Below are 26,981 nucleotides of genomic sequence, written 5' to 3'. Positions count from 1 at the left end.
TCAATCAATACAAATCGACGGGATCAACATCAAGCGACCAACGCACCGCTCGCCCGCTCGGCATCTGCTCCAGCACCAACAACCAACTGGCCAGCAACCGATGCAGCGGTGCCCGCGCCRTCGCCTGCAACAACAACTGCGCGCGATAACGCCCGGCCCGTCGCTCCATTGGCGCCGGCACCGGTCCCAGCAATTCAATGCCGGTCAGATTCTGTTCGGCCAGCAAACGTTCGGCCTCGCTGCACGCCTCATCCAGGAAACCTTCGGCCTGACCCGGTTTGTGCGCCTCGGCCCGCAGTAGCGCCAGGTGCGCAAACGGCGGCAGTCCGGCCGCACGACGTTCGCTCAAGGCCTGTTCGGCAAAGGCGAAATAGCCTTGCTCGGTCAATTGCACCAACAGCGGATGGTCAGCCAGGTGCGTCTGGATAATCACCTTGCCCGGCTCTTCGGCGCGGCCTGCGCGGCCGGCGACCTGGACGATCAGTTGAGCCATGCGCTCGCTGGCGCGGAAGTCGCCGGAGAACAGGCCACCGTCGGCGTCGAGGATCGACACCAGCGTCACCCGTGGAAAGTGGTGGCCTTTGGCAAGCATTTGCGTGCCGATCAGGATGCACGGCTGGCCTTTTTGAATGGTCGCGAACAACTGGTTCATCGCGTCCTTGCGCGACGTGCTGTCGCGGTCGACTCGCAGCACCGGATAGTCCGGGAACAGAATCGCCAGGCGCTCCTCGGCCCGTTCGGTGCCGGCGCCGACGGGGCGCAGATCGACCTTGTTGCACTTCGGGCACTGGCGCGGCGCGCGTTCGACGTAGCCGCAATGGTGGCAGCGCAATTCACCGTGACGCTGGTGCACGGTCATTCGCGCATCGCAACGCTGGCACTCGGACATCCAGCCACAGTCATGGCACAGCAGGGTCGGGGCGAAGCCGCGGCGGTTGAGGAACACCAGGACTTGTTGTCCGGCGGCCAGGGTCTGTCCAATGGCCTGTTGCATCGGTCCGGAAATGCCGCTGTCCAGCGGACGGCTTTTGACGTCCAGGCGCAGGAAACGCGGCTGTTTGGCGCCTCCGGCGCGCTCGTTCAAGCGCAGCAGCCCGTAGCGGCCGGTATAGGCGTTGTGCAGGCTTTCCAGCGAAGGGGTGGCGGAGCCGAGGACGATCGGGATGTTTTCCTGTCGCGCCCGCACCAGCGCCAGATCGCGGGCGTGATAGCGCAAACCTTCCTGCTGTTTATAGGAGCCGTCGTGTTCTTCGTCGATGATGATCAGGCCGGGGTTCTTCATCGGCGTGAACAGGGCCGAGCGGGTGCCGATGATGATGTCGGCCTCACCGTCCCGGGCGGCCAGCCAGGCCTCGAGGCGTTCGCGGTCATTGACCGCCGAATGGATCAGCGCGATACGGGCATTGAAACGCTGTTCGAAGCGCGCCAGGGTCTGCGGGCCCAGGTTGATTTCCGGGATCAGCACCAGTGCTTGCTTGCCGGCCTCGAGGGTTTCGCGGATCAACTGTAAATAGACTTCGGTCTTGCCGCTGCCGGTGACGCCAGCCAGCAGGAATGCGTGATAGCTGTCGAAGCCGGCGCGAATCGCCTCATAGGCGGCGCGTTGCTCCGGGTTCAGCGGCAGTTCCGGTTGCGCCAGCCAGTGTTCGTGGCGTACGCCCGGGGCGTGGCGGCGGATCTCGACCTGCACCAACTCTTTGGCCAGCAGCAAATCCAGGCTGTCCTTGCTCAGCATCAGTTTACTCAGCAGCTGATGGGCGACGCCGTGGGGATGCTGGGCCAGCGTGGCCAGGGCTTCGCGCTGGCGCGGGGCGCGGGCGATGCGCGGATCATCGAGGCTGGCCCCCGGCGCGGCGGACCAGAAGCGCTCCTGGCGCGCTTCGGCCAGCTCACCCTGGCGCAGCAGCACCGGCAGCGCCCAGCTCAAGGTGTCGCCAAGGCTGTGCTGGTAATACTGGGACGTCCACAGGCACAGCTTGAACAGCGCCGGCGGCAGGGGGGGCGTAGCGTCGAGCAGGGCCAGGGCCGGCTTGAGTTTCTCGGCCGGCACTTCGCTGGTATTGGTGACTTCCACCAGAATCCCGATCATCTCGCGCCGGCCGAACGGTACCCGCAGGCGCATGCCGGGGTGCAGTTGCGCGCGCAGGACGCCGGCCGGAGCGCGGTAGTCGAACAGGCGGCGCAGCGGCGAAGGCAGGGCGAGGCGCAGAATGGCGTTGGGCACGCGGGGGATCTCGATCGACAAACAATAGGGGGCGTGACAAATAACCTGTAGGAGTGAGCCCGCTCGCGATAGCGGTCTGSCAGTCRSCGCWGCGSYGACTGSCAGACCGCTATCGCGAGCGGGCTCACTCCTACAAGGGATCGCGTATTGGGCCGGGAGCCTAGCAGACGACTGGTTTCAGGGACAGCTTGCGTGATCAGGATTGTCTGGTAGAATCCGCGGCCTAATTACGTGCGGTATTCAACAATAGTGTTGGGTGGCGGCACGCTAGCCTGAGGAAGACACCATGAAAGCTGATATCCATCCAGAATACCCGGCAGTTGCTGTTACCTGCAGCTGCGGCAACAAGTTCGAAACCCGTTCGACCTTCGGCAAAGCCCTGGCGATCGACGTTTGCAACGAATGCCACCCGTTCTACACCGGTAAGCAGAAGACTCTGGACACCGGTGGTCGCGTACAGAAGTTCGCCGACCGTTTCGGTGCTTTCGGCGCGAAAAAGGCCTAAGGCCGATCAACTTGGGAAGCCGCTACGGTTTTTCCATGCTGATGAAGAAGGCGTCCCTGGCGGGCGCCTTTTTTATGTCCGCGATTTGGCTGTCTGGCGCCCAGGCCTTTTGCCCGACGCCAAGCGGCCTGACGCCCGTCGCGGTGCAGCGGGTAGTGGACGGCGACACTCTGCGCCTGAGCGATGGCCGCAGCGTGCGCATGATCGGCTTGAACACGCCGGAGCTGGGCAAGAAGGGCCGTTCCGATGAACCGTTCGCCGTGGCCGCGCGCAAACGCCTCGAAGCCCTGGTGGCGGCGAGTGACGCGCGGGTCGGGTTGGTGCCTGGCAAAGAAAGCAAGGACCATTACGGCCGCACCCTGGCCCATGTCTACGGTGCCAATGGAGCCAACCTCGAAGCGCAGATGCTCGCCGAAGGCCTGGGTTTTCTGGTGGCCGTGGCACCGAATGTCGATCTGGTCGCCTGTCAGCAGGCGGCCGAGCGCAGTGCGCGTCAGTCCGGGCTCGGGTTGTGGCGCCAGTCACCTATACTGAAAGCGGAGCAAATCAGCGCCTCCGGTTTTGCCGTGCTCAGCGGTCGTGTGAGCAAAGTGCAGCGCAATCGCGGCGGGGTTTGGATCGAGTTGCAGGATTCGGTTGTATTACGCGTTGCACCCAATCTGCTGACGCGTTTCGATGTGAACTCGCTGGAAAGCCTCAAGGGCAAGCAGGTCGAGGCGCGCGGCTGGGTGCTGGATCGCTCGCGCAAAGGCGATCTCAAGGTTGGCCAGGCGCGCTGGATGTTGCCCTTGACCGATCCGGCGATGCTGCAAGTGGCGCAGTGATAAAAAATTGTAGACATTTTTTCTTCTGATTGTGAACAGTATAGCCCTTGTGTGCCGTGGCTCTTGGCCCAAAGTCGTAGGGCCGGGCGCTTGACAGGGGTGACCAGTCAGTCTTGTGGGGACTTTGCGAGGCGCGTATCCTCGCTGACCAGTCTGTCCAACAGTAAAAGCGGAATGCCAAAATGTCTGATCTGAAAACTGCCGCTCTCGAATATCATGCCAATCCTCGTCCAGGGAAGCTGAGTGTCGAGCTCACCAAGGCCACTGCTACCGCTCGCGACCTGTCGCTGGCCTACAGCCCGGGCGTAGCCGAACCAGTACGCGAGATCGCCCGCGATCCTGAACTGGCCTACAAGTACACCGGCAAAGGCAACCTGGTTGCAGTCATTTCCGATGGCACCGCGATTCTCGGCCTGGGTAACCTCGGCCCATTGGCTTCCAAGCCAGTGATGGAAGGTAAAGGCGTACTGTTCAAGCGCTTCGCCGGCATTGACGTTTTCGACATCGAAGTCGACTCCGAAAGCCCGCAAGCCTTCATCGACACCGTCAAGCGTATCTCCATCACCTTCGGTGGCATCAACCTGGAAGACATCAAGGCACCAGAGTGCTTTGAAATCGAACGCGCTCTGATCGAGCAGTGCGATATTCCGGTATTCCACGATGACCAGCACGGCACCGCTATCGTGACCGCCGCCGGCATGATCAACGCCCTGGAAATCGCTGGCAAAACCCTGCCGGAAGCCAAGATCGTCTGCCTGGGTGCCGGCGCCGCGGCCATCTCCTGCATGAAGTTGCTGGTGAGCATGGGCGCCAACATCGAAAACATCTACATGGTCGACCGTACTGGCGTGATCCACTCCGGCCGTGACGACCTGAACCAGTACAAGGCGGTGTTCGCTCACGCGACCGACAAGCGCACCCTGGCTGACGCCCTGCAAGGCGCTGACGTGTTCGTTGGCCTGTCCGGCCCGAACCTGCTGAGCGCTGAAGGCCTGCTGTCGATGGCGCCGAACCCTATCGTGTTCGCGTGCTCCAACCCTGATCCGGAAATCTCTCCGGAACTGGCGCACGCCACCCGTAACGACGTGATCATGGCCACCGGTCGTTCCGACTACCCGAACCAGGTCAACAACGTACTGGGCTTCCCGTTCATCTTCCGTGGTGCCCTGGACGTTCGCGCCAAGCGCATCAACGAAGAAATGAAAGTGGCTGCAGCCAACGCCCTGCGCGAACTGGCCAAGCTGCCGGTGCCTCAGGAAGTGTGCGACGCCTACGGCGGCATCAAGCTGGAATTCGGTCGTGAGTACATCATTCCGAAGCCAATGGATGCCCGCCTGATCACTCTGATCTCCGATGCTGTGGCTAAAGCCGCCATCGAGACCGGTGTGGCGACCCTGCCGTATCCGAAGAACTACCCGCTCAAAAGCGTGGATGATGTGTTCAACGGCTAAGCCGTTGTAGCGCTTCAACGAAAAGCCCCGGCTTGTGAGAGTCGGGGCTTTTTTGTGCCTGACAGTTTTTGGCTGGCTTTCAGGTTGCTATCGCGAGCAGGCTCGCTCCTACCTTGGAATGCGTAGCCCCTGTAGGAGCGAGCCTGCTCGCGATGGCGGTATTACAAGAAACCCGGATATCAAAAAGCCCCGGCTTCCAAAGAAGAGCGGGGCTTTTGCCTTGCGTCATCCAATCAGAACAAATCGATCGGCGCCGCTTCATCCGCTGGCAGCGGGCTGCCTGGCACTGAGCCGTTGCCCAGTTCGTTGACCGACGGCGGCGTATCTTCGGCCTTGAACAGCTCGAAGTAGGCCCCTGGCGTGCCCGGAGTGGCTGCGCGGCCACTGATCGGATCGACTCGCAGGCTGAGGATGCCTTCCGGCTCCGGCTGCGTATGCGGCGGTTTGCCTTTGAGTGCGGGGCCCATGTAGTTCATCCAGATCGGCAGCGCGACGGTGCCGCCGAATTCCTTGCGGCCCAGGCTTTCCGGTTGATCGAAACCGGTCCACACGGTCGTCACGTAATCGGCGTTGTAACCGGAGAACCAGGCGTCCTTGGATTCGTTGGTCGTACCGGTCTTGCCGGCAATGTCGGGGCGGCCCAGGGCCAGTGCGCGGCGACCGGTGCCGAGCTTGATCACGTCCTCAAGCATGCTGTTGAGGATGTACGTGGTGCGTCCGTCAATGATGCGTTCAGCCACGGCGGGTACTTGTGGCGTCGACGTAGTGCCTGGGGCTTCGCCCACCGTTGCGTTGACTGTGAAGGCTTGAGGGGCGGTTGGCACGGCAATGCCATCGCTGGCCGCACCGCCCTGAGGCACGCTTGGCGGGTTGGCGACGAACAGCGTGTCGCCGTTGCGGCTTTCGATCTTGTCGATGATGTACGGGGTGATCTTGTAGCCGCCGTTGGCAAAGGTGCTCCAGCCTGTGGCGATCTCCATTGGCGTCAGGGTCGCGGTGCCCAGCGCCAGGGACAGGTTGGGTGGCAGGTCCTGTTTGTTGAAGCCGAAGCGAGTGATGTAATCGATGGTCTTGCCTACGCCCATCGCTTGCAGCAAGCGGATCGACACCAGGTTGCGCGACTTGTACAGCGCTTCACGCAGGCGAATCGGGCCGAGAAAGGTGTTGGTGTCGTTCTTCGGGCGCCAGACCTTGTCCAGATACTCGTCGACGAACACGATCGGTGCGTCGTTCACCAGGCTGGAGGCGGTGTAGCCGCTATCCAGTGCGGCGGCGTAGACGAACGGTTTGAAGCTCGAACCCGGCTGGCGCTTGGCTTGCAATGCGCGATTGTAGTTGCTCTGTTCGAAGGCGAAACCGCCGACCAGCGAACGAATGGCGCCGTTCTGCGGGTCCAGGGACACCAGCGCGCCCTGGGCCTGCGGGATCTGGCTGAATTTCAGCGAAGTGTCCGGCTGACGCTGCACGCGAATCAGATCGCCGACCTGGGCCACGTCCGATGGTTGTTTCGGGCTGGCGCCCATGCTGTTGGTGTTCAGGAACGGCCGGGCCCATTTCATGGTGTCCCAGCTCACGTGTTCCTGGCCGGTGCGGGTCAGCACTTGCAGGCCGTTCTTGTCGACCTGGGTCACGATGGCCGGTTCCAGGCCGCTGATGGTGCGTTGTTTGGTCAGCTCGGTGGCCCAGGCTTCGCGAGTCTTGCCTGGCAGCCGCGACTCGGGTCCGCGATAGCCGTGGCGCTGATCGTAAGTCATCAGGCCTTCGTGGACCGCGGTGTTGGCCAGTTCCTGGAGGTCGCTCGGCACCGTGGTGGTGACGCGAAAGCCCTCGGTATACGCATCGCTGCCATAACGTCCGACCATTTCGGCACGGGCCATTTCGGCGATGTACGGGGCATTCACTTCCGGAGTCGGCACGTGGTAGCTGGCGTTCAACGGCTCGTTGACCGCAGCGGTGTAGTCGGCCTCGCTGATTTTCCCGAGCTTGTACATGCGCCCCAGGATCCAGTCGCGACGCTCCTTGCTGCGCGCCGGGTTGGCCAGCGGGTTGAAGCGCGACGGTGCCTTGGGCAGGCCGGCAATCATCGCCATCTGCGCCAGGCTGACATCACGGATCGATTTGCCGTAATAAACCTGCGCCGCCGCCTCGATGCCGTACGCACGGTTACCCAGATAGATTTTGTTGACGTACAGCTCGAGGATCTCGTCCTTGGTCAGCTGCCGTTCGATCTGCAGGGCCAGCAGGATCTCGGTGGTCTTGCGCGAAAAGCTGCGTTCGCTGCTCAGGAAGAAGTTTTTCGCCACCTGCATGGTGATCGTGCTGCCGCCGGACTGGATGTGTCCGCTTTTGACCAACTGGGATGCCGCACGCATCAGGCTGCTCGGATCGACACCGTAGTGGTTGGCGAAATTGTCGTCTTCAGCACTTAGTAACGCATTGATGAAATTGGGCGGAATGTCGGCGAAACGGATCGGTGTACGGCGCATTTCGCCGAATTCTGCGATCAACTTGTTATCGCTGCTGTAGACCCGCAAAGGGATCTGCAACTGGATGCTTCTCAGTGCCTCCACGGACGGCAGCCCGGGACTAAGGTAGAGGTACGCCCCGCTCAGACCCAGAAGGAGTCCGCAGAAAACCGCGACGATGGACCAACCGAAAAACTTCAGCAGACGAATCAAGGCTTTTGGATATCCAGGGCAAAAAATGAATTGGGCAACAGGGTTCAGGCTAAATGAGAACGACCCGCGCATTAAGCAAATGCGGAAAAAAAGCGCTGGGCATTATAAGCATTTTTCTGCTCGGGAGCGTGGTTGGCGCTGCTCTCAAGACGGGTGGATTGAACGCAATTGACAATGCAGAGTCCGTAACTCACGGAAAGTCATAGGGAATTGGTTGTGCCAGGACTCTTCAACAAAAAATCCAATACGCTGCTGGGAATCGACATCAGCTCCACCTCGGTGAAACTTCTTGAGTTGAGCCGTCAGGGTGAGCGCTACCGTGTCGAGGCCTATGCGGTCGAGCCGTTGCCGGTCGGGGCGGTGATCGAAAAAAATATCGCCGAGCTCGAAGGCGTGGGGTCGGCCCTCGCCCGCGCGCTGGCCAAGGCCAGAACCGGCCTCAAGAACGTGGCCGTGGCCGTGGCAGGCTCGGCGGTGATCACCAAGACCATCGAGATGGAGGCCGGTCTTTCCGAGGACGAGATGGAAAGCCAGCTGAAAATCGAGGCTGACCAGTACATCCCTTATCCCTTGGACGAAGTCGCGATCGACTTTGAAGTCCAGGGCACCTCCGGGCGCAATCCCGAGCGCGTCAACGTGCTGCTCGCTGCTTGCCGCAAGGAAAACGTCGAGGTCCGCGAGGCAGTCCTGGCCTTGGCGGGGCTTACCGCCCGCGTGGTCGATGTCGAGGCCTACGCGCTGGAGCGCTCATTCGCGTTGCTGGCCAGTCGGCTTGCGGTTTCCGGGGAGCGTTTGACGGTCGCAGTGGTGGATATCGGTGCCACCATGACCACTCTGAGCGTGCTGCACGGCGGGCGGATTATCTACACCCGCGAACAATTGTTCGGTGGTCGGCAATTGACCGAGCAAATCCAGCGTCGCTATGGCCTGACGCTGGAGCAGGCGGGGCTGGCGCAAAAGAAGGGCGGCCTGCCGGATGACTATGCCAGTGAGGTCTTGCAGCCATTTCGAGAGGCGCTGGTGCAGCAGGTGTCGCGCTCGTTGCAGTTCTTCTTCGCCTCAGGCCGGTACAGCACCGTCGACCATGTCCTGTTGGTCGGCGGTACCGCGTCGATCCCGGGACTGGACCGTTTGATCGAGCAGCAATTGGGCACGCCGACCCAGGTTGCGAATCCTTTTTTCGAAATGACTCTGGGCAGCAAGGTCAATGGTGCTGCTCTGGCGAGTGATGCCCCGGCGTTGATGATCGCCTGTGGCCTGGCCCTCAGGAGCTTCGATTGATGGCACGGATCAACCTTTTACCCTGGCGCGAGGAGCGGCGTGAAGCCCGCCGCAAGCGCTTCCTGCTGATCCTGGTGGCCGTGATGGTGGGCACGATGGGCGCGGTGCTGGTCGCGAACCAGGCCATCAGCGGTGCCATCGACCGGCAAGTCGCCCGTAACGACTACATCGGCAAGCAAGTCGCTGTGGTCGATGAGCGAATCAAACAGATCGATGATCTCAAAGCGCGCCGTCAGCAACTGGTCGAGCGCATGCGCATCATCCAGGACCTGCAAGGCAATCGCCAAATCAGCGGGCGAATATTTGACCAGTTGGCGCGAGCACTGCCCGACGGCGTGTATTTCACCGAAGTGAAAATGACCGCAAAGACCTTGTCCATCACCGGCGCTGCGCAATCCAACAACCGTGTTTCAGACTTGATGCGCAACCTCGAGGCATCAGACTGGTTCGATGCGCCGAGCCTGACTGAGGTCAAGGCCACAGCTGCCGGTCAGGTGGAGCCGGCCAACGTCTTCCAGTTGACCGTGCGCCAGACTCGACCCGCAGCACCGGAGGGGGGCAAATGAGTCCATCCGAATGGTTCGAAGGGCTGCGCAAGATCGACATCAATGAACTGGATACCAGCAACATGGGTTCCTGGCCGCCGCCGATCAAGTTTCTGGTGGCCGGGTTGCTCATGCTTCTGGTGCTGGCCCTGGGCTACAACTTTTCCACTCGCGACCTTGAGAGCCAACTCGATCTCAAACGCGAGGAAGAGTCGACTCTCAAGGAGCAGTTCGCCGGCAAAGCCCGCATGGCGGCGAATCTGGATCTCTACACCCGGCAGTTGAAGGAAATGGAGAACGCCTTCGGCGAGCTGTTGCGGCAACTGCCCGGCGACACCGAGGTGCCCGGTTTGCTGGAAGACATCACTCGTACCGGTCTGGGTAGTGGTCTGGAGTTCGAAGAGATCAAGCTGCTGCCGGAGGTCGCCCAGCCGTTTTACATCGAACTGCCGATCCAGATCACGGTCACCGGGGATTACCACGATCTGGCCACCTTCGTCAGTGGTGTGGCCGGGTTGCCGCGAATCGTCACCTTGCACGATTTCGACCTTGCCCCCGTCAGCCCCCAGGGGGGGCCGAAGCTGCGCTTGAGCATCCTCGCCAAGACCTACCGCTACAACGACAAGGGACAGCATCAATGAGACCGGCGCAGTGTTTTTCGGTAATGGTGGTGCTGTCTGCTCTGTCCGGTTGTGGCGCAGGCGATGACTACGACGATCTGGACGCGTACATGGACGAAATGCGCCTGCGTGGGCCGGGCAGGATTGAACCAACGCCGGTATTCCGGTCTTACCCGACATTCACTTACAACGCGGCGAATCTGCGCAGCCCTTTTTCACCGCAGGTCAGCAGCGATCTGGCGGCTCAGCGGCGGGGTTCACGTAACGTCAAGCCCGACCCTGGTCGGGTCAAGCAATACCTTGAAGGTTTCAACATCGAGCAGTTTGAAATGGTCGGCACCCTTTCCAATGCAACGGGCTCTTATGCCTTGCTGCGAGGGGCGGGCGGGGTCCATCGGTTGAAAGTCGGCGATTACCTGGGGCGAAACGACGGACGGATCGTTGCGATCAGTGGCTCGCAAGTCGATGTGGTTGAAATTGTCCCTGATGGTCAAGGCGCGTGGCTGGAGCGTCCCCGGACCATTCCTTTGAAAGAGCACTCATAGTGGAACTCCAATAATGAACAGGATTCTCTCCACCGTCGGCCTTTCGCTATGGATAGCGTTGTTGTCGCCGATGGTACAAGCGGCCAATCTCAAGGCGCTGGATGTCGCTGCGCTGCCGGGAGACCGTGTCGAGTTGAAGTTGTCGTTCGATGCGCCACCCCCGGTGCCCCACGGCTATACGACGGAGTCGCCGGCCCGGATTGCCCTGGATTTGCCGGGTGTCGCCAGTCAGCTGGCCAGCAAGACTCGCGATCTCGGCAGTGGAAATGCCCGTAGTGCAACGGTGGTGGAAGCCCGGGACCGTACGCGGTTGATCATCAACCTGACCCAGTTGGCCCCGTACGACTCGCGAATTGAAGGCAACAATTTGCTGGTAGTTGTCGGGCAGGGTGTCAAACCGTCGACATCCAGGCCGGCGGCCACGGCAATGCCGGTTCCGGCACGCGCCGCTACGCCGGCAGGCAAGGCCATTCGGGGTGTGGATTTTCAGCGCGGCACGCAGGGCGAGGGCAATGTGGTGATCGACTTGTCGGATCCATCGATGGCGCCCGATATACAAGAGCGCGAGGGCAAGATCATCGTTGGCTTTGCCAAAACCCGATTGCCCGAGCCGTTGCGCGTGCGTCTGGATGTGAAGGATTTCGCCACGCCAGTGCAGTTCGTCAATGCCAGCGCGAGCGGCGATCGAGCGACCATCAGCATTGAGCCTGGTGGCAGGTTCGATTATTCGACCTATCAGACCGACAGCAAGCTCACGGTCAGCGTTCGCCCGGCGACGGCCGACGACCTGCAAAAGCGCAATGCCGGGCAACACGCCTACAGCGGAGAGAAACTTTCGCTGAATTTCCAGGACATTGATGTGCGCTCGGTACTGCAACTGATCGCCGACTTCACCAACCTCAATCTGGTGGCCAGCGACACGGTACAAGGGGGGATTACCCTGCGCTTGCAGAGCGTGCCGTGGGATCAGGCGCTGGATCTGGTGCTGAAAACCAAGGGGCTGGACAAGCGCAAGGTCGGCAATGTCCTGCTTGTTGCGCCGGCCGATGAAATTGCTGCCCGTGAGCGCCAGGAGCTGGAATCACAGAAGCAGATCGCCGATCTGGCGCCATTGCGTCGGGAGCTGTTGCAGGTCAACTACGCCAAGGCGGCGGACATCGCCAAGCTCTTCCAGTCGGTGACCAGTGCCGAAGCGAAACCCGACGAACGGGGGTCGATCACCGTCGATGAGCGCACCAACAACATCATTGCCTACCAGACCCAGGACCGGCTTGACGAGCTGCGCAGGATTGTCACGCAGCTGGATATCCCGGTGCGTCAGGTGATGATCGAGGCGCGGATCGTCGAAGCCAACGTCGACTATGACAAAAGCCTTGGGGTGCGCTGGGGTGGTTCGATACAGAACAAGGGCAACTGGAACACCTCCGGCGTCAGCAATGGACTCAATGGGTCATCGACCATCGGTACACCCGGCAGTACCAGCACCAACTCACCGTTCGTCGACATGGGCGTAGCCAACAACACCTCGGGAATCGGCATCGCGTTCATCACCGATAACGTCTTGCTGGACCTGGAGCTGACGGCGATGGAAAAAACCGGTAACGGGGAAATCGTCTCACAGCCCAAGGTGGTCACGTCCGACAAGGAAACCGCCAAAATCCTCAAAGGCACTGAGATTCCCTATCAGGAAGCCAGTTCCAGTGGCGCGACTTCGGTGTCGTTCAAGGAGGCTTCGCTGTCGCTGGAGGTGACGCCGCAGATCACGCCCGACAACCGGATCATCATGGAGGTCAAGGTGACCAAGGACGAACCGGACTTCCTGAACAAGGTCCAGGATGTGCCGCCGATCAAGAAAAACGAGGTCAACGCCAAGGTCCTGGTCAACGATGGCGAGACCATCGTCATTGGCGGTGTTTTCTCAAATACTCAGAGCAAGGTCGTAGATAAGGTGCCATTTATTGGCGATGTGCCGTATCTTGGCCGCCTTTTCCGGCGTGATGTGGTTTCGGAGAAAAAATCCGAGCTGTTGGTATTCCTCACTCCGCGTATCATGAATAACCAGGCGATTGCTGTGAGTCATTGATTCTGTGCGAAATTTGATTCTTGTTGGACCGATGGGTGCTGGAAAAAGCACCATCGGCCGGTTGCTGGCCAAAGAGCTGCGCCTGCCATTCAAAGATTCCGATAAGGAAATTGAATTGCGCACGGGCGCCAATATCCCTTGGATCTTCGATAAAGAAGGCGAACCGGGCTTTCGTGATCGCGAGCAGGCAATGATTGCCGAGCTGTGCGATTACGACGGTGTGGTGCTGGCGACAGGCGGGGGCGCGGTCATGCGCGAAGCCAATCGCCGGGCACTGCATGCCGGTGGGCGAGTGGTTTATCTGCATGCGTCGGTCGAGCAGCAGGTCGGTCGCACGGCCCGCGACCGCAATCGGCCACTGTTGCGTACTGCCGATCCGGCCAAGACCCTTCGGGATCTGTTGGCGATCCGCGATCCGCTTTATCGGGAAATTGCCGACCTGGTGGTCGAAACCGATGAGCGACCGCCACGAATGGTCGTACTCGACATTCTAGAGCGCTTGCAGCAGCTGCCACCCCGTTAAAGCGCCGCGCGAAATGCGCTATCCTCGACGTCGCGCCATGACCGCTCAAGGTTGTGGCGGATGGCTACCGAACGGCGTCACACCAGCAGAGGCCGTGGATATTCGTAAACTCAGGGCAGGATGCCTGATTCATCTTCACTGTGGGGACACATGCAGACACTCAAGGTCGATCTAGGCGAGCGCAGCTACCCGATTCATATTGGCGAAGGTTTGTTGGATCAGCCCGAGCTGCTGGCCCCGCATATTCGCGGACGGCAAGTAGCGATCATCACCAACGAGACTGTTGCGCCGCTCTATCTCGAGCGTCTGACCCGCAGCCTGGCGCAGTTCTCGGTGATTTCCGTGGTGCTGCCCGACGGCGAAGCCTTCAAGACCTGGGAAACCCTGCAACTTATTTTCGACGGCCTGCTGACTGCCCGGCATGACCGCCGCACCACAGTGATCGCCCTCGGTGGCGGTGTGATCGGTGACATGGCCGGCTTTGCCGCCGCCTGCTACCAGCGCGGCGTCGATTTCATTCAGGTTCCGACCACGCTGCTGTCTCAGGTCGACTCTTCGGTGGGCGGCAAGACCGGGATCAACCATCCGCTGGGCAAGAATATGGTCGGCGCCTTCTACCAGCCCAACGTGGTGCTGATCGATACTGCCAGCCTCAATACCCTGCCGGCGCGCGAGCTGTCCGCCGGATTGGCCGAAGTCATCAAGTACGGGCTGATCTGTGATGAGCCTTTCCTGACCTGGCTTGAAGACAACGTCGACCGCCTGCGCAATCTGGATCAACAAGCCCTGACTTATGCCATCGAGCGCTCCTGCGCGGCCAAGGCGGCGGTGGTCGGCGCCGATGAGAAAGAGACCGGTGTTCGTGCCACCTTGAACCTGGGCCACACTTTTGGCCACGCGATCGAAACCCACATGGGCTATGGTGTGTGGCTACATGGTGAAGCTGTGGCTGCTGGCACCGTAATGGCGCTGGAAATGTCCAGGCGACTGGGCTGGATCAGCGAGCAGGAGCGTGATCGCGGCATTCGTCTGTTCCAGCGTGCGGGTCTGCCGGTCATTCCGCCAGAAGAGATGACAGAAGCCGATTTTCTCGAACACATGTCCATTGATAAAAAAGTGATCGACGGTCGTTTGCGCCTGGTGCTGCTGCGCCGCATGGGTGAAGCGGTGGTGACCGACGATTATCCGAAAGAGGTTCTACAGGCCACGCTGGGGGCAGACTACCGCGCCCTGGCCCAGCTTAAAGGTTAATAAGAACACGATGACTAGTTTGCATGCCGACGAGGCTTTCCTCGGCCATTACCAGTTGAGTCATGACCCTTTTGCTCCTCGGGTGCCTGGCTTCAAATTTTTCCCGGCCCAGCGCAAGCCCGTGCTGGGACAACTGCATCACCTGGCGCGTTACAGCCAGTTGCTGCTGGTGGTCACCGGTCCCGAGGGCAGTGGCAAGACCCTGTTGCGTCAGGCCCTGGTTGCCAGCACCAACAAGCAATCGGTACAAAGTCTGGTGGTGTCCGCCCGCGGCGCCGGCGATGCGGCCGGGGTGTTGCGTCAGGTGGCCCAGGCGCTGAACGTTGCCCAGGCTGATGCCGACGCTATTCTGGCCCAGGTGGTGCAGCTTGCACTGACCGGGCAGGAAGTCTATCTGCTGGTCGATGACGCCGAACAACTCGACGAGTCCGCCCTTGAGGCGCTGATGACCCTGGCTGCCGGCGCGCCTGAAGGCCGCCCGCATGTGTTCCTGTTCGGTGAAACTTCGCTGATTGCTCAGCTTGAGGCTTTGCATCTCGAGGAAGAGCGTTTCCATGTCATCGAGTTGCAACCCTACACCGAGGAAGAAACCCGCGAATATCTGGAGCAGCGGCTTGAAGGCGCTGGTCGCGGTATCGAACTTTTCACCGCAGATCAGATCTCTGATATTCACGAAAGCTCCGAAGGTTGGCCTGGCAGCATCAATCAGGTCGCCCGCGATGCAATGATCGAAGCCATGATCGCCAGCCGCTCAGCGGTCAAGCGTCCAAAAATGGGGTTCAATATGCCGAAGAAACACGTATTGGCGATTTCCGCCGTGGTCGTGGTCGCGGTAGCTGCCGCCTGGCTGATGCCGGGTCGCAACAAGGCACCGACCACGGGTGCACCGGCCAACGAACAGGCGCAACTGCCGCTTGGCCAGGGTCAGCCAACAGCGAATGGCGGTGCTCCGGCCGTCGAATTCGCCGGTAATACGCAGCCGATGCCGTTGCCGTTGGTCGGTAACTCGCAACCGGTCATGCGCGGTCCGCTGGCTGAAGCCGCGGGTGGCATTACCGAGGGCGACGACGGCGTGCCGGTTGAAGGTTCCAGCGCCACACCGCCGACCGTCACCACAACCGCACCGCCTGTGGGTGTTCCTGCCGGTCCTGCGCCGACGCCAGCGGCCAAGCCGACCCCTGCGCCGACTCAGGTCGCCACCGCCAAGCCAGCGCCTGCTCCAGTGGCCAAACCTGCTCCAGCCCCAGCCAAGCCAGCCGTTGCTGCTGCGGCCAAGCCTGCCGAGAAACCGGCTCCGACTCCGGCGGCCAAGGCTGCTGGCGGCACCTGGTACGCAGGGCAAGCACCGGGCAACTACGTGGTGCAAATCCTTGGCACCAGCTCTGAAGCGAGCGCGCAAAGCTTCGTCAAGGAGCAGGGCGGCGAGTACCGTTACTTCAAGAAAGTCCTCAACGGCAAGCCGCTTTACGTGATCACCTACGGCAACTTCGCCAATCGTGATGCAGCTGTTTCCGCCATCAAGGCCTTGCCAGCGAAGGTTCAGGCTGGTAAACCTTGGCCTCGCACTGTCGCCAGCGTCCAACAGGAACTGGCAACAACTCGCTGAAGATTCGGCGGCCTTACCCAGGCCGCCTCTCCAAGCACCTCAAAATTTCTACAAGCGCGCGCCGCCTTCCGGGCTGCGTGCCTTGTGGTGTCTGCGTCACAGTAGTCTTTGAGTCGTTGCGGTCAAAATTAAAAAAAGTTTTGACTAGCACAGCAGATCGCTTTAAACCTTTCACAAATGCGACATAGATTTGCGGCATTTCGTCGTCAAATTTGTGAGGCTAAGTGTCGGTGTGTACAATGACCTCCCTTTTGTCCCCGCAAAGCTGGCGTACGTTCGGCGTGGATGGCAAGTGGTTGAATTGAAAAGAAATTTGCTTCGCGAGAAGCAGCCTGGTGAGAAAGTGTCTATGAAAGCAGGTCTGTACCAACCAGATGAATTCAAGGATAACTGCGGTTTCGGCCTGATAGCCCATATGCAGGGCGAGCCCAGTCATACCCTTTTGCAAACGGCCATCGAGGCCCTGACCTGCATGACCCACCGCGGTGGGATTAATGCCGACGGCAAGACCGGTGACGGTTGCGGTCTGCTGATTCAAAAGCCGGACGTGTTCCTGCGAGCCATCGCCCAGGAAACCTTCGGCGTCGAAATGCCCAAGCAATACGCTGTGGGCATGGTTTTCTTCAACCAGGACCCGGTCAAAGCCGAAGCCGCTCGCGAGAACATGAACCGCGAGATCCTTGCCGCCGGCCTGCAACTCGTCGGCTGGCGCAAAGTGCCGATCGACACCAGTGTCCTCGGCCGCCTGGCCCTTGAGCGCCTGCCGCAGATCGAGCAAGTGTTCATCGGCGGTGAAGGCCTGAGCGATCAGGACATGGCCGTCAAACTGTTCACCTCCCGTCGTCGCTCGTCTGTGGCCAACGCCGCTGACACCGACCACTACGTCTGCAGCTTTTCGCACAAGACCATCATTTACAAAGGCCTGATGATGCCGGCGGACTTGACCGCCTTCTATCCGGACCTGAGCGATGAGCGCCTGCAAACCTCGATTTGCGTGTTCCACCAGCGCTTCTCCACCAACACCCTGCCGAAATGGCCGCTGGCCCAACCGTTCCGCTTCCTGGCGCACAACGGCGAGATCAACACCATCACCGGCAACCGCAACTGGGCCGTGGCCCGTCGCACCAAGTTCACCAACGATCTGATGGACCTGGAAGAACTCGGCCCGCTGGTCAACCGCGTGGGTTCCGACTCTTCGAGCATGGACAACATGCTGGAGCTGATGGTCACCGGTGGCATCGACCTGTTCCGTGGCGTGCGGATGATCATTCCGCCGGCGTGGCAGAACGTCGAGACCATGGACCCGGATCTGCGTGCGTTCTACGAATACAACTCGATGCACATGGAACCGTGGGACGGCCCGGCCGGCGTGGTAATGACCGACGGTCGTTACGCGGTGTGCCTGCTCGACCGTAACGGTCTGCGTCCGGCGCGTTGGGTCACCACCAAGAACGGCTTCATCACTCTGGCCTCGGAAATCGGTGTCTGGAACTACCAGCCTGAAGACGTGATCGCCAAGGGCCGTGTGGGACCTGGCCAGATCTTTGCCGTGGACACCGAAACCGGTCAGATCCTCGACACCGACGCCATCGACAACCGCCTCAAGTCCCGTCATCCGTACAAGCAATGGCTGCGCAAGAATGCCCTGCGCATCCAGGCGACCATGGAAGACAATGACCACGGTTCAGCGTTCTACGACGTCGATCAGCTCAAGCAATACATGAAGATGTACCAGATCACGTTCGAAGAGCGCGACCAGGTGCTGCGTCCGCTCGGCGAACAGGGCTACGAAGCCGTGGGCTCGATGGGCGACGATACGCCGATGGCCGTGCTGTCCCAGCGCGTGCGCACGCCGTACGACTATTTCCGCCAGCAGTTCGCGCAGGTCACCAACCCGCCGATCGACCCGCTGCGTGAAGCCATCGTCATGTCGCTGGAAATCTGCCTCGGTGCCGAGCGCAACATTTTCCAGGAGTCGCCGGAACACGCTTCGCGCGTGATTCTCAGCTCGCCGGTCATTTCCCCGGCCAAGTGGCGCTCGCTGATGAACCTCGATCGTCCGGGCTTCGAGCGCGCGATCATCGATCTCAACTACGACGAAAGCGTCGGTCTCGAAGCGGCAATCCGCAATGTTGCCGATCAGGCTGAAGAAGCCGTGCGCTCCGGTCGCACTCAGGTCGTACTGAGTGACCGTCACATCGCTCCAGGCAAATTGCCGATCCACGCATCCCTGGCGACCGGCGCGGTGCACCACCGCCTGACCGAAAAAGGCCTGCGCTGCGACTCCAACATCCTGGTGGAAACCGCGACCGCTCGCGATCCGCATCACTTCGCCGTGTTGATCGGTTTCGGCGCCTCCGCCGTTTATCCGTTCCTGGCTTACGAAGTGCTGGGCGACCTGATCCGTACCGGTGAAGTGCTGGGCGACCTCTACGAGGTGTTCAAGAACTACCGTAAAGGCATCACCAAGGGGCTGCTCAAGATCCTGTCGAAGATGGGCATCTCGACCATCACTTCGTACCGCGGTGCGCAGTTGTTCGAGGCCATCGGCCTGTCCGAGGAAGTCTGCAGCCTGAGCTTCCGAGGCGTACCGAGTCGCATCAAGGGTGCGCGTTTCGTCGACATCGAAGCTGAGCAGAAGGCCCTGGCCACAGAAGCCTGGAGCCCGCGCAAGCCAATCCAGCAGGGTGGTTTGCTGAAGTTCGTCCACGGTGGCGAATATCACGCGTACAACCCGGACGTGGTCAACACCCTGCAGGCCGCCGTGCAGCAGGGTGACTACAGCAAGTTCAAGGAATACACGTCGCTGGTGGACAACCGCCCGGTGTCGATGATCCGCGACCTGCTGAAAGTCAAAACCCTCGACACGCCGTTGGATATGAGCGAAATCGAACCGCTGGAATCGGTGCTCAAGCGCTTCGACTCCGCCGGTATCTCCCTGGGCGCCCTGTCGCCGGAAGCTCACGAAGCCCTGGCCGAAGCCATGAACCGCCTCGGTGCGCGTTCCAACTCCGGCGAAGGCGGCGAAGACCCGGCGCGCTACGGCACTATCAAGAGCTCGAAAATCAAGCAGGTCGCCACCGGCCGTTTCGGTGTGACCCCGGAGTACCTGGTCAACGCTGAAGTGCTGCAGATCAAGGTCGCCCAGGGCGCCAAGCCTGGCGAAGGTGGTCAACTGCCAGGCGGCAAGGTCAACGGTCTGATCGCCAAGCTGCGTTATGCAGTGCCGGGCGTGACCCTGATTTCGCCGCCGCCGCACCACGACATCTATTCGATCGAAGACTTGTCGCAGCTGATTTTCGACCTGAAACAGGTCAACCCGCAGGCGCTGGTCTCGGTGAAGCTGGTAGCAGAAGCGGGCGTCGGCACCATCGCTGCCGGTGTGGCCAAGGCCTATGCGGACTTGATCACCATCTCCGGCTACGACGGCGGCACCGGTGCATCGCCGCTGACCTCGATCAAATACGCGGGCGCTCCGTGGGAACTCGGCCTGGCCGAAACCCACCAGACCCTGCGCGGCAACGACCTGCGCGGCAAAGTCCGGGTGCAGACCGACGGCGGCCTGAAAACCGGCCTTGACGTGATCAAGGCGGCAATCCTCGGCGCTGAAAGCTTCGGCTTCGGCACCGCGCCAATGATCGCTCTGGGCTGCAAATACCTGCGCATCTGCCACCTGAACAACTGCGCCACCGGCGTTGCGACCCAGAACGAGAAGCTGCGCAAGGATCACTACATCGGTACCGTCGACATGGTGGTGAATTTCTTCACCTACGTCGCCACCGAGACCCGTGAGTGGCTGGCCAAGCTGGGCGTGCGCTCCCTCGAAGAGCTGATCGGCCGTACCGATCTGCTGGAAGTCCTCGAAGGACAGACCGCCAAGCAACATCACCTGGACCTGACTCCGTTGCTGGGCAGCGACCACGTGCCGGCGGACAAACCGCAGTTCTGCGGTGTGGAACGCAACCCGCCGTTCGACAAGGGCCTGCTGGCCGAGAAAATGGTCACCATGGCCACCTCGGCGATCAATGACCTGAGCGGTGCCGAGTTCGACCTGGAAATCTGCAACTGCGACCGTTCCATCGGTGCGCGCATCTCTGGCGAAATCGCGCGCAAGCACGGCAACCAGGGCATGGCCAACGCGCCGATCACGTTCCGCTTCAAAGGCACGGCCGGGCAAAGTTTCGGCGTGTGGAACGCTGGCGGCCTGAACATGTACCTGGAAGGCGACGCCAACGACTACGTCGGCAAGGGCATGACCGGCGGCAAGCTGGTGATCGTTCCGCCCAAGGGCAGCGTCTACCGCACCCAGGACAGTGCCATTATCGGCAACACCTGCCTGTACGGTGCTACTGGCGGCAAGCTGTTCGCTGCCGGCACCGCGGGCGAGCGTTTTGCCGTGCGTAACTCTGGTGCCCACACTGTGGTGGAAGGCACTGGCGATCACTGCTGCGAGTACATGACTGGTGGTTTCGTCTGCGTATTGGGCAAGACCGGTTACAACTTCGGCTCTGGCATGACCGGCGGTTTCGCCTACGTGCTCGACCAGGACAACAGCTTCGTTGACCGGGTCAACCACGAACTGGTGGAAATCCAGCGGATCAGCGGCGAGGCGATGGAAGCCTACCGCAGCCACCTGCAAAACGTGCTGAACGAGTACGTCGAGGAAACAGATAGCGAGTGGGGTCGTGAACTCGCCGAAAACCTCGATGACTACTTGCGCCGTTTCTGGCTGGTCAAGCCCAAGGCTGCCAACCTGAAATCGTTGCTTTCCAGCACCCGTGCCAATCCGCAGTGATATGCGCCTGAAGAGTTTGATGAGGTTTTAAAATGGCTGAACGTCTGAATAATGACTTCCAGTTCATCGAGGTCGGGCGCAAGGATCCGAAGAAGAAACTGTTGCGTCAACGCAAGAAAGAGTTCGTGGAAATCTACGAACCCTTCAAACCCCAGCAGTCGGCCGACCAGGCCCACCGCTGCCTGGGTTGCGGTAACCCGTATTGCGAGTGGAAGTGCCCGGTGCACAACTTCATTCCCAACTGGCTGAAGCTGGTGGCCGAGGGCAACATCCTCCAGGCCGCCGAGCTGTCGCACCAGACCAACACCCTGCCGGAAGTCTGCGGCCGGGTGTGCCCGCAGGATCGTCTGTGCGAGGGTGCCTGCACCCTCAACGACGGTTTCGGCGCGGTGACCATCGGTTCGGTGGAGAAGTACATCACCGACACCGCGTTCGCCATGGGCTGGCGCCCGGACATGTCCAAGGTCAAGCCGACCGGCAAGCGTGTCGCGATCATCGGTGCCGGGCCTGCAGGCCTGGGCTGTGCCGACGTGCTGGTGCGCGGCGGCGTGACCCCGGTGGTGTTCGACAAGAACCCGGAAATCGGCGGTCTGCTGACCTTCGGCATCCCCGAGTTCAAGCTGGAAAAGACCGTGCTGAGCAATCGTCGCGAAGTCTTCACCGACATGGGTATCGAGTTCCGCCTCAACACCGAGGTAGGCACGGACGTGACCATGGAGCAACTGCTCGAAGAATACGATGCGGTCTTCATGGGCATGGGCACCTACACCTACATGAAGGGCGGCTTTGCCGGGGAAGACCTGCCGGGCGTGCATGACGCACTGGACTTCCTGATCGCCAACGTCAACCGCAACCTGGGCTTTGAAAAGTCGCCGGAAGACTTCGTCGACATGAAAGGCAAGAAGGTTGTGGTGCTGGGCGGTGGCGATACGGCGATGGACTGCAACCGTACGTCGATCCGCCAGGGCGCCAAGGCAGTGACCTGTGCCTATCGTCGTGACGAAGCGAACATGCCGGGCTCGCGCAAAGAGGTGAAGAACGCCAAGGAAGAAGGCGTGAAATTCCTCTACAACCGCCAGCCGATCGCCATCGTTGGTGAAGACAAGGTCGAAGGTGTGAAGGTGGTCGAGACCCGTCTCGGCGAACCGGACGCCCGTGGCCGTCGCAGCCCCGAGCCAATCCCGGGCTCCGAAGAGATCATCCCGGCCGACGCCGTGGTCATCGCCTTCGGTTTCCGCCCGAGCCCGGCGCCGTGGTTCGAACAGTTCGAGATCCAGACCGACAGCCAGGGCCGCGTGGTGGCGCCGGAACAAGGTCAGTACAAGCACCAGACCAGCAACCCGAAAATCTTCGCCGGTGGCGACATGGTGCGCGGTTCCGACCTGGTGGTAACGGCGATCTTCGAAGGCCGCAATGCGGCGGAAGGGATCCTGGATTATCTGGGCGTGTAACCCCCGATCCAGAGCCAAATGCAATACCCCCTGTGGGAGCGAGCTTGCTCGCGATAGCGGTGGACCAGTCGACAGAAATGTTGAATGTGATGCCGCCATCGCGAGCAAGCTCGCTCCCACAGTTGTTTCGCGGTGTTGCTAAACTCTGTATTTCATTGCGACAAATTGACCCGAAAGACAAAAGCCTCCGCTCTTGCCGTGCCTTTTGCGCCCGGCTCTGAGAAAATGCCCTCACTTTTTTTCCGGATGCCGACATGACTGCCCTGAAGAACGACCGTTTCCTGCGCGCCCTGCTCAAGCAACCCGTAGACGTCACCCCCGTGTGGATGATGCGTCAGGCCGGTCGCTACCTGCCTGAATACCGCGCCAGCCGCGCCAAGGCCGGCGATTTCATGAGCCTGTGCATGAACCCGGCGTTCGCTTGCGAAGTCACGATGCAGCCGCTCGACCGTTATCCACAGCTGGATGCGGCGATCCTCTTTTCCGACATCCTGACCATCCCCGATGCCATGGGCCAGGGCCTGTACTTCGAAACCGGTGAAGGTCCGCGCTTCAGGAAAGTCGTCAGCACCCTGGCCGACATCGAATCCCTGCCGATTCCTGACCCACAGAAAGACCTGGGCTATGTGATGGACGCGGTCAGCACCATCCGCCGCGAACTGAATGGCCGCGTACCGTTGATCGGTTTCTCCGGTAGCCCATGGACCCTGGCGACCTACATGGTCGAAGGCGGCTCGTCGAAAGACTTCCGCAAGACCAAGGCCATGCTCTACGACAACCCGCAAGCCATGCACCTGCTGCTGGATAAACTCGCGCAGTCGGTCACCGGCTACCTCAACGGCCAGATCATGGCCGGTGCACAAGCGGTGCAGATCTTCGACACATGGGGCGGCAACCTGTCCGCTGCGGCGTATCAGGAATTCTCCCTGGCCTACATGCGCAAAATCGTCAGCGGCCTGATCCGCGAGCACGAAGGTCGCAAGGTGCCGGTGATCCTGTTCACCAAGAATGGCGGCCTGTGGCTGGAGAGCATTGCCGAGGCTGGCGCCGATGCGTTGGGTCTGGATTGGACCTGCGACATAGGCAACGCCCGTGCCCGTGTTGGCGACAAGGTCGCGCTGCAAGGCAACATGGATCCGACCGTGCTCTACGCCAAGCCGGAAGCGATTCGCGCTGAAGTCGGGCGCATTCTGGCCAGCTACGGCAAGGGCAGCGGCCACGTGTTCAACCTCGGTCATGGCATTACGCCTGAAGTCGATCCGGAACATGCTGGTGCATTCCTGCGTGCCGTGCATGAATTGTCGGCGCAATATCACGAGTGATCGCTGCCCGATAAAAAACGCCCAGTACAAAATGTGGGAGCGAGCCTGCTCGCGATWGTGGTGGATCAGTCAGCAAAATGTATTGGCTGACACTCCGCAATCGCGAGCAGGCTCGCTCCCACAGTGGTTTGTGGCTGGCAGAAAAAGGCTATCTCAGGTCTTTGCATCACTCAACAACGGCAACTTCGCCAGCTTCAACGCGACCAGCAGCGCAATCACCAGCAGCGTGCCAATGAACAACCCGATCCCGTTCCAGCCGCCCAGGTGCCAGAACACGCCGCCTGCCGTTCCGGCGATGCTCCCACCGGCGTAATAGCTGAACAGGTACAGCGACGATGCCTGCCCCTTGGCCGTGGTGGCGCGGCGGCCGATCCAGCTGCTGGCCACCGAGTGGGCGCCAAAGAAGCCGAAGGTAAAGATCAGCATGCCAATGATCACCAGCGGCAGCGGCGTGAACATCGTCAAGGCGAGACCACCGATCATCAGCGCGATGGTACTCCAGAGCATTTTGCGGCGACCGAGTTTGTCGGCCAGCGAGCCGATTTTCGCTGAGCTGTAGATGCCCGACAGGTACACCACCGACAGCAAGCCGACAAAGGCCTGTTCCATGTGGTACGGCGCGGCCAGCAGGCGATAGCCGATGTAGTTGAACAGCGTGACGAACGCGCCCATCAACACAAAGGCTTCAAGAAACAGCAGGGGCAGGCCGGCGTCGCGAAAGTGCATGGTGAAACCGTCGAGCAGGCTGCGCGGGTGAAGCGAGCGGGCGCGGAAGTTGCGCGATTCCGGGAGGATTTTCCAGAACACCGCCGCGGCGATCAGCGCCAGGCCACCGATCACCAGCATCGCCGTGTGCCAGCTGACGAAGTCGATCAAAACCCCGGTGATCAAGCGTCCGCTCATCCCGCCAATCGCGTTGCCACCGATGTACAAGCCCATGGCGAGGCCGATGTGCTGTGGGTGGATCTCTTCGCTCAGGTAAGTCATCGCAACCGCGGCCAGACCGCTCAACGACAATCCAATCAACGCCCGCATCAGCAGCACACCGTGCCAGCTCGGCATCATTGCACTGGCCATGGTGCACAGCGCAGCGGCGAACAGTGCGGCCACCATCACTGGTTTACGCCCGATACGGTCGGAAATCGGGCCAGTGATCAGCAGGCCGATGGCAAGCATACCGGTGGCGATAGACAGGATCAGGCTGCTCTGCGCCGCGTTGATGGAATACTCGTGGGACAGCAGCGGCATCATCGGCTGCACGCAGTAGAGCAGGGCGAAGGTCGCGAAGCCGCCGCAGAACAACGCCAGCACCGTGCGCATGAACGCCGGCGTGCCTTTTTCGATGTAGATCTCCGCCCGCTCAGCGGCGATAGCGTCCGCTGCTGCGGGAGGAACTTCATGGGCGAGTGGGGCGACAGCAGTTTTCACGTTGGACCTCGGAGGGCGCAGCCGGTCAGGCAATGAAAAAATCATATAGCTGGCTAATGATTCAATCCAATATATTGTTCGACCTGTTTGATAGCTTTTACGACCTAATGGGGTTTTCATGGAATTGCGTCACCTGCGCTACTTCATCGCCGTCGCCGAAGAACTGCACTTCGGCCGCGCCGCACAGGTACTGGGCATCTCCCAGCCACCGCTGAGCCAGCAAATTCAGGCGCTGGAACAGGAAGTCGGCGCACGGCTGTTCGAACGTACCAATCGTCGGGTCGAGCTGAGCGAGGCCGGTCGGCTGTTTCTGCAAGAGGCACGGCTGGTGCTGGCGCAGGTCGACAAAGCGGCGGATGTCGCGCGACGGGCGCAACTGGGCGAGTTGGGTGAGCTGAAAATCGGCTTCACCTCGTCGGCCCCGTTCAACTCGACCATTCCCCAGGCGATTTTCTCTTTCCGCCAGCGCTTCCCGGCGGTGCACCTGAACCTGCGGGAAATGAGCAGCACCCAGGTGGCCGATGCGCTGGTGGACGAGTCGATCGAAGTCGGCATCATGCGCCCACTCGGGTTGCCGGACTGCCTCAGCGTGGTCGAGCTGATGCGCGAGCCGCTGGTCGCGGTGCTTAGCTCCAAGCACCCGTTGGTCGAGGGCAGCGAGGAAGGCTTGTTCCTGTCAGCCCTGGCGCTTGAGCCCTTTGTGTTTTTTCCGCGCAGCTACGGTAGTGGCCTGTATGCGCAGCTGCTCAGCCTGGCCCGGGACTCCGGCTTCAGCCCGCACTTTGCCCAGGAGGCCGGAGAGGCGATGACCATCATCGGGCTTGTGGCCGCAGGTCTTGGTGTATCGGTGCTGCCGGCGTCTTATCAGCGGATGCGCATCGACGGTGTGGTCTACCGCTCGCTGCTCGATCCGGCGGCGGTGTCGGCGGTGTGGCTGGTGCAGCGAAAGGATCAGAAGTCGGCGATGGCGAGGGCGTTTGTCGAACTGCTGACGAGGAAGGTTGAGCCGTTGCAGGCGTGACTGCTGCGCAGTCAATCGCGAGCAAGCTCGCTCCCACAGTGGGTGGGTGGTGTGGCGAGCATTGTGTTCACAGCGCTGGACCCTGTGGGAGCGAGCTTGCTCGCGATGGCGTCCGAGAGAACACCAAAAAGACCAGCTGTCTGGGGCGAGAATGTACCAACCCTGCCGGAAGCTTCACCACCCGCCGTAGGACATTTCCGAAATCCTTCGCAAAGGCTACAGCGCCTTGCGACGTTGCCTGCAACTACTCCAGAATCCGCCGGCTTGTGCGCTGTGAGGGCCATCGCTAACTTGATTCGTGTCACTGATGGTCAGTGATCGGGTTTAGCAGCCCGTAGTTACATGTAGCGTATTAGCGCTCCTGAAAGGCAGGTATCTCCATACCTGCTCTTGACGGCCGCTGTGCGCAGGGCGCCTTCGGGTGCGCCGGTTCATGTAACCCGGTCTGCTAACCTGCGTACAGCTGCCACCCTTTTGATTCGTAGCGACTCGGTGTCGGCTCCTCTTTTCTGGGCACTGAATCATGACCAATAAAGCAAAAAACCGGTCGGACACCGATCCGGATACCTCACGCCAACCCAGCAAAATCTTTCTCGTCGCTCCTGAAGTCGACAACCACACTCTGCTGGAGTACGCATGTGTGTCACTGGCATCTGCGAATGCCATGGCGAGCGACTTTGCGAGGAGTCTGAACGGAGCGCAAAGCAACACCCTGCTGGGCATTCAGCAGTCGATCATGCTGGGGGAAATGGCGGTGAACCGGGTGTTGGATAACCTGGAGTCGCGCTAGTAAATCACTGGTAACTGATCGTTCCCGAAAGGGGCTTG

Annotated in this window: 19 protein-coding genes; 16 read left to right on the top strand and 3 right to left on the bottom strand. The window is 60.8% G+C overall.

Translation table 11 applies throughout. The features are described from left to right. Window positions 1–4: 4 nt before the first annotated feature. Entirely contained in the window at window positions 5–2,224 is a 2,220-nt protein-coding gene (locus AC1DRN_RS02225) for a primosomal protein N' (RefSeq protein WP_477786615.1), read from the bottom strand. A gap of 286 nt (window positions 2,225–2,510) precedes the next feature. On the opposite strand from AC1DRN_RS02225, the gene rpmE reads away from it, so the two are divergent. The 3 genes from rpmE to AC1DRN_RS02210 all read left to right on the top strand — a co-directional run bounded on the left by rpmE (window position 2,511) and on the right by AC1DRN_RS02210 (window position 5,004). Continuing rightward, window positions 2,511–2,729: a 50S ribosomal protein L31 gene (gene rpmE / locus AC1DRN_RS02220; RefSeq protein WP_007975586.1), complete on the top strand. Its 219-nt coding sequence runs from the start codon at window positions 2,511–2,513 to the stop codon at window positions 2,727–2,729. Between the two features lie 35 nt (window positions 2,730–2,764). Next, window positions 2,765–3,553, top strand: a complete 789-nt coding sequence (locus tag AC1DRN_RS02215) for a thermonuclease family protein (protein WP_223457774.1) — start codon at window positions 2,765–2,767, stop codon at window positions 3,551–3,553. A gap of 182 nt (window positions 3,554–3,735) precedes the next feature. Next, on the top strand, window positions 3,736–5,004 hold the full coding sequence (locus AC1DRN_RS02210) for a malic enzyme-like NAD(P)-binding protein (protein ID WP_056725708.1): 1,269 nt from the start codon (window positions 3,736–3,738) through the stop codon (window positions 5,002–5,004). A 233-nt stretch (window positions 5,005–5,237) separates the two neighbouring features. Here the strand turns inward: AC1DRN_RS02210 and AC1DRN_RS02205 are convergent, their stop codons facing one another. Next, window positions 5,238–7,679, bottom strand: coding sequence for a penicillin-binding protein 1A (locus AC1DRN_RS02205; RefSeq protein WP_411740691.1), 2,442 nt, complete (start codon window positions 7,677–7,679; stop codon window positions 5,238–5,240). Window positions 7,680–7,898: 219 nt separating this feature from the next. Here AC1DRN_RS02205 and AC1DRN_RS02200 point away from each other — a divergent pair, with 219 nt between their 5' ends. From AC1DRN_RS02200 to hemE, 11 genes are all read left to right on the top strand, one after another. Next, entirely contained in the window at window positions 7,899–8,963 is a 1,065-nt protein-coding gene (locus tag AC1DRN_RS02200; protein ID WP_223457770.1) for a pilus assembly protein PilM, read from the top strand. Further along, window positions 8,963–9,529, top strand: coding sequence for a PilN domain-containing protein (locus AC1DRN_RS02195; protein WP_223457768.1), 567 nt, complete (start codon window positions 8,963–8,965; stop codon window positions 9,527–9,529). The genes AC1DRN_RS02200 and AC1DRN_RS02195 overlap by 1 nt, the downstream gene beginning before the upstream one ends. Beyond that, the gene (gene pilO, locus AC1DRN_RS02190; RefSeq protein ID WP_223457766.1) at window positions 9,526–10,149 is read left to right on the top strand and encodes a type 4a pilus biogenesis protein PilO; all 624 of its coding nucleotides are present in this window, start codon (window positions 9,526–9,528) and stop codon (window positions 10,147–10,149) included. Before AC1DRN_RS02195 ends, pilO begins: the two co-directional genes overlap by 4 nt. After that, entirely contained in the window at window positions 10,146–10,673 is a 528-nt protein-coding gene (locus tag AC1DRN_RS02185) for a pilus assembly protein PilP (protein WP_223457764.1), read from the top strand. Before pilO ends, AC1DRN_RS02185 begins: the two co-directional genes overlap by 4 nt. 13 nt (window positions 10,674–10,686) lie before the next feature. After that, a complete protein-coding gene (locus AC1DRN_RS02180) occupies window positions 10,687–12,756 on the top strand; it encodes a type IV pilus secretin PilQ (RefSeq protein ID WP_223457762.1) in 2,070 nt (689 codons plus the stop codon). Between the two features lie 4 nt (window positions 12,757–12,760). Further along, on the top strand, window positions 12,761–13,279 hold the full coding sequence (gene aroK, locus AC1DRN_RS02175; protein WP_015093141.1) for a shikimate kinase AroK: 519 nt from the start codon (window positions 12,761–12,763) through the stop codon (window positions 13,277–13,279). 150 nt (window positions 13,280–13,429) lie between these two features. After that, window positions 13,430–14,530 carry a 3-dehydroquinate synthase gene (gene aroB, locus AC1DRN_RS02170; protein ID WP_223457759.1) on the top strand — a complete coding sequence of 367 codons (1,101 nt, stop codon included), beginning with the start codon at window positions 13,430–13,432 and terminating at the stop codon, window positions 14,528–14,530. A gap of 10 nt (window positions 14,531–14,540) precedes the next feature. Continuing rightward, window positions 14,541–16,136, top strand: a complete 1,596-nt coding sequence (locus tag AC1DRN_RS02165) for an AAA family ATPase (protein ID WP_223457757.1) — start codon at window positions 14,541–14,543, stop codon at window positions 16,134–16,136. A 349-nt stretch (window positions 16,137–16,485) separates the two neighbouring features. Continuing rightward, on the top strand, window positions 16,486–20,931 hold the full coding sequence (gene gltB / locus AC1DRN_RS02160) for a glutamate synthase large subunit (RefSeq protein ID WP_223457756.1): 4,446 nt from the start codon (window positions 16,486–16,488) through the stop codon (window positions 20,929–20,931). Between the two features lie 32 nt (window positions 20,932–20,963). Continuing rightward, on the top strand, window positions 20,964–22,382 hold the full coding sequence (locus tag AC1DRN_RS02155) for an FAD-dependent oxidoreductase (RefSeq protein ID WP_223457755.1): 1,419 nt from the start codon (window positions 20,964–20,966) through the stop codon (window positions 22,380–22,382). Between the two features lie 254 nt (window positions 22,383–22,636). Further along, window positions 22,637–23,704 (top strand): uroporphyrinogen decarboxylase, encoded by a 1,068-nt coding sequence (hemE, locus tag AC1DRN_RS02150; RefSeq protein ID WP_223457753.1) that lies wholly within the window; start codon window positions 22,637–22,639, stop codon window positions 23,702–23,704. A 153-nt stretch (window positions 23,705–23,857) separates the two neighbouring features. On the opposite strand, the gene AC1DRN_RS02145 is transcribed toward hemE, so the two are convergent. After that, window positions 23,858–25,177: an MFS transporter gene (locus AC1DRN_RS02145; protein WP_263289574.1), complete on the bottom strand. Its 1,320-nt coding sequence runs from the start codon at window positions 25,175–25,177 to the stop codon at window positions 23,858–23,860. 73 nt (window positions 25,178–25,250) lie between these two features. On the opposite strand from AC1DRN_RS02145, the gene AC1DRN_RS02140 reads away from it, so the two are divergent. Then, window positions 25,251–26,153 carry a LysR family transcriptional regulator gene (locus tag AC1DRN_RS02140; RefSeq protein ID WP_223457749.1) on the top strand — a complete coding sequence of 301 codons (903 nt, stop codon included), beginning with the start codon at window positions 25,251–25,253 and terminating at the stop codon, window positions 26,151–26,153. Window positions 26,154–26,676: 523 nt separating this feature from the next. Next, complete coding sequence (locus tag AC1DRN_RS02135) at window positions 26,677–26,943, top strand: DUF6124 family protein (RefSeq protein ID WP_223457747.1); 267 nt, start codon at window positions 26,677–26,679, stop codon at window positions 26,941–26,943. The last annotated feature ends 38 nt before the right edge of the window (window positions 26,944–26,981 follow it).

Source organism: Pseudomonas sp. P5_B3 (assembly GCF_056400405.1).
Note: the sequence above shows the minus strand (reverse complement) of the source record. Positions and strands in the feature narration are given on the sequence as shown.

Bases quoted from the DNA above. Each gene is read 5' to 3' on its own strand.
- AC1DRN_RS02135 (WP_223457747.1), top strand. From the start codon at position 26,677: ATGACCAATAAAGCAAAAAACCGGTCGGACACCGATCCGGATACCTCA.
- hemE (WP_223457753.1), top strand. From the start codon at position 22,637: ATGACTGCCCTGAAGAACGACCGTTTCCTGCGCGCCCTGCTCAAGCAA.
- AC1DRN_RS02215 (WP_223457774.1), top strand. From the start codon at position 2,765: ATGCTGATGAAGAAGGCGTCCCTGGCGGGCGCCTTTTTTATGTCCGCG.
- AC1DRN_RS02180 (WP_223457762.1), top strand. From the start codon at position 10,687: ATGAACAGGATTCTCTCCACCGTCGGCCTTTCGCTATGGATAGCGTTG.
- rpmE (WP_007975586.1), top strand. From the start codon at position 2,511: ATGAAAGCTGATATCCATCCAGAATACCCGGCAGTTGCTGTTACCTGC.
- AC1DRN_RS02155 (WP_223457755.1), top strand. From the start codon at position 20,964: ATGGCTGAACGTCTGAATAATGACTTCCAGTTCATCGAGGTCGGGCGC.
- gltB (WP_223457756.1), top strand. From the start codon at position 16,486: ATGAAAGCAGGTCTGTACCAACCAGATGAATTCAAGGATAACTGCGGT.
- AC1DRN_RS02195 (WP_223457768.1), top strand. From the start codon at position 8,963: ATGGCACGGATCAACCTTTTACCCTGGCGCGAGGAGCGGCGTGAAGCC.
- AC1DRN_RS02145 (WP_263289574.1), bottom strand. From the start codon at position 25,177: ATGATTTTTTCATTGCCTGACCGGCTGCGCCCTCCGAGGTCCAACGTG.
- AC1DRN_RS02165 (WP_223457757.1), top strand. From the start codon at position 14,541: ATGACTAGTTTGCATGCCGACGAGGCTTTCCTCGGCCATTACCAGTTG.
- AC1DRN_RS02185 (WP_223457764.1), top strand. From the start codon at position 10,146: ATGAGACCGGCGCAGTGTTTTTCGGTAATGGTGGTGCTGTCTGCTCTG.
- AC1DRN_RS02210 (WP_056725708.1), top strand. From the start codon at position 3,736: ATGTCTGATCTGAAAACTGCCGCTCTCGAATATCATGCCAATCCTCGT.
- AC1DRN_RS02140 (WP_223457749.1), top strand. From the start codon at position 25,251: ATGGAATTGCGTCACCTGCGCTACTTCATCGCCGTCGCCGAAGAACTG.
- pilO (WP_223457766.1), top strand. From the start codon at position 9,526: ATGAGTCCATCCGAATGGTTCGAAGGGCTGCGCAAGATCGACATCAAT.
- aroB (WP_223457759.1), top strand. From the start codon at position 13,430: ATGCAGACACTCAAGGTCGATCTAGGCGAGCGCAGCTACCCGATTCAT.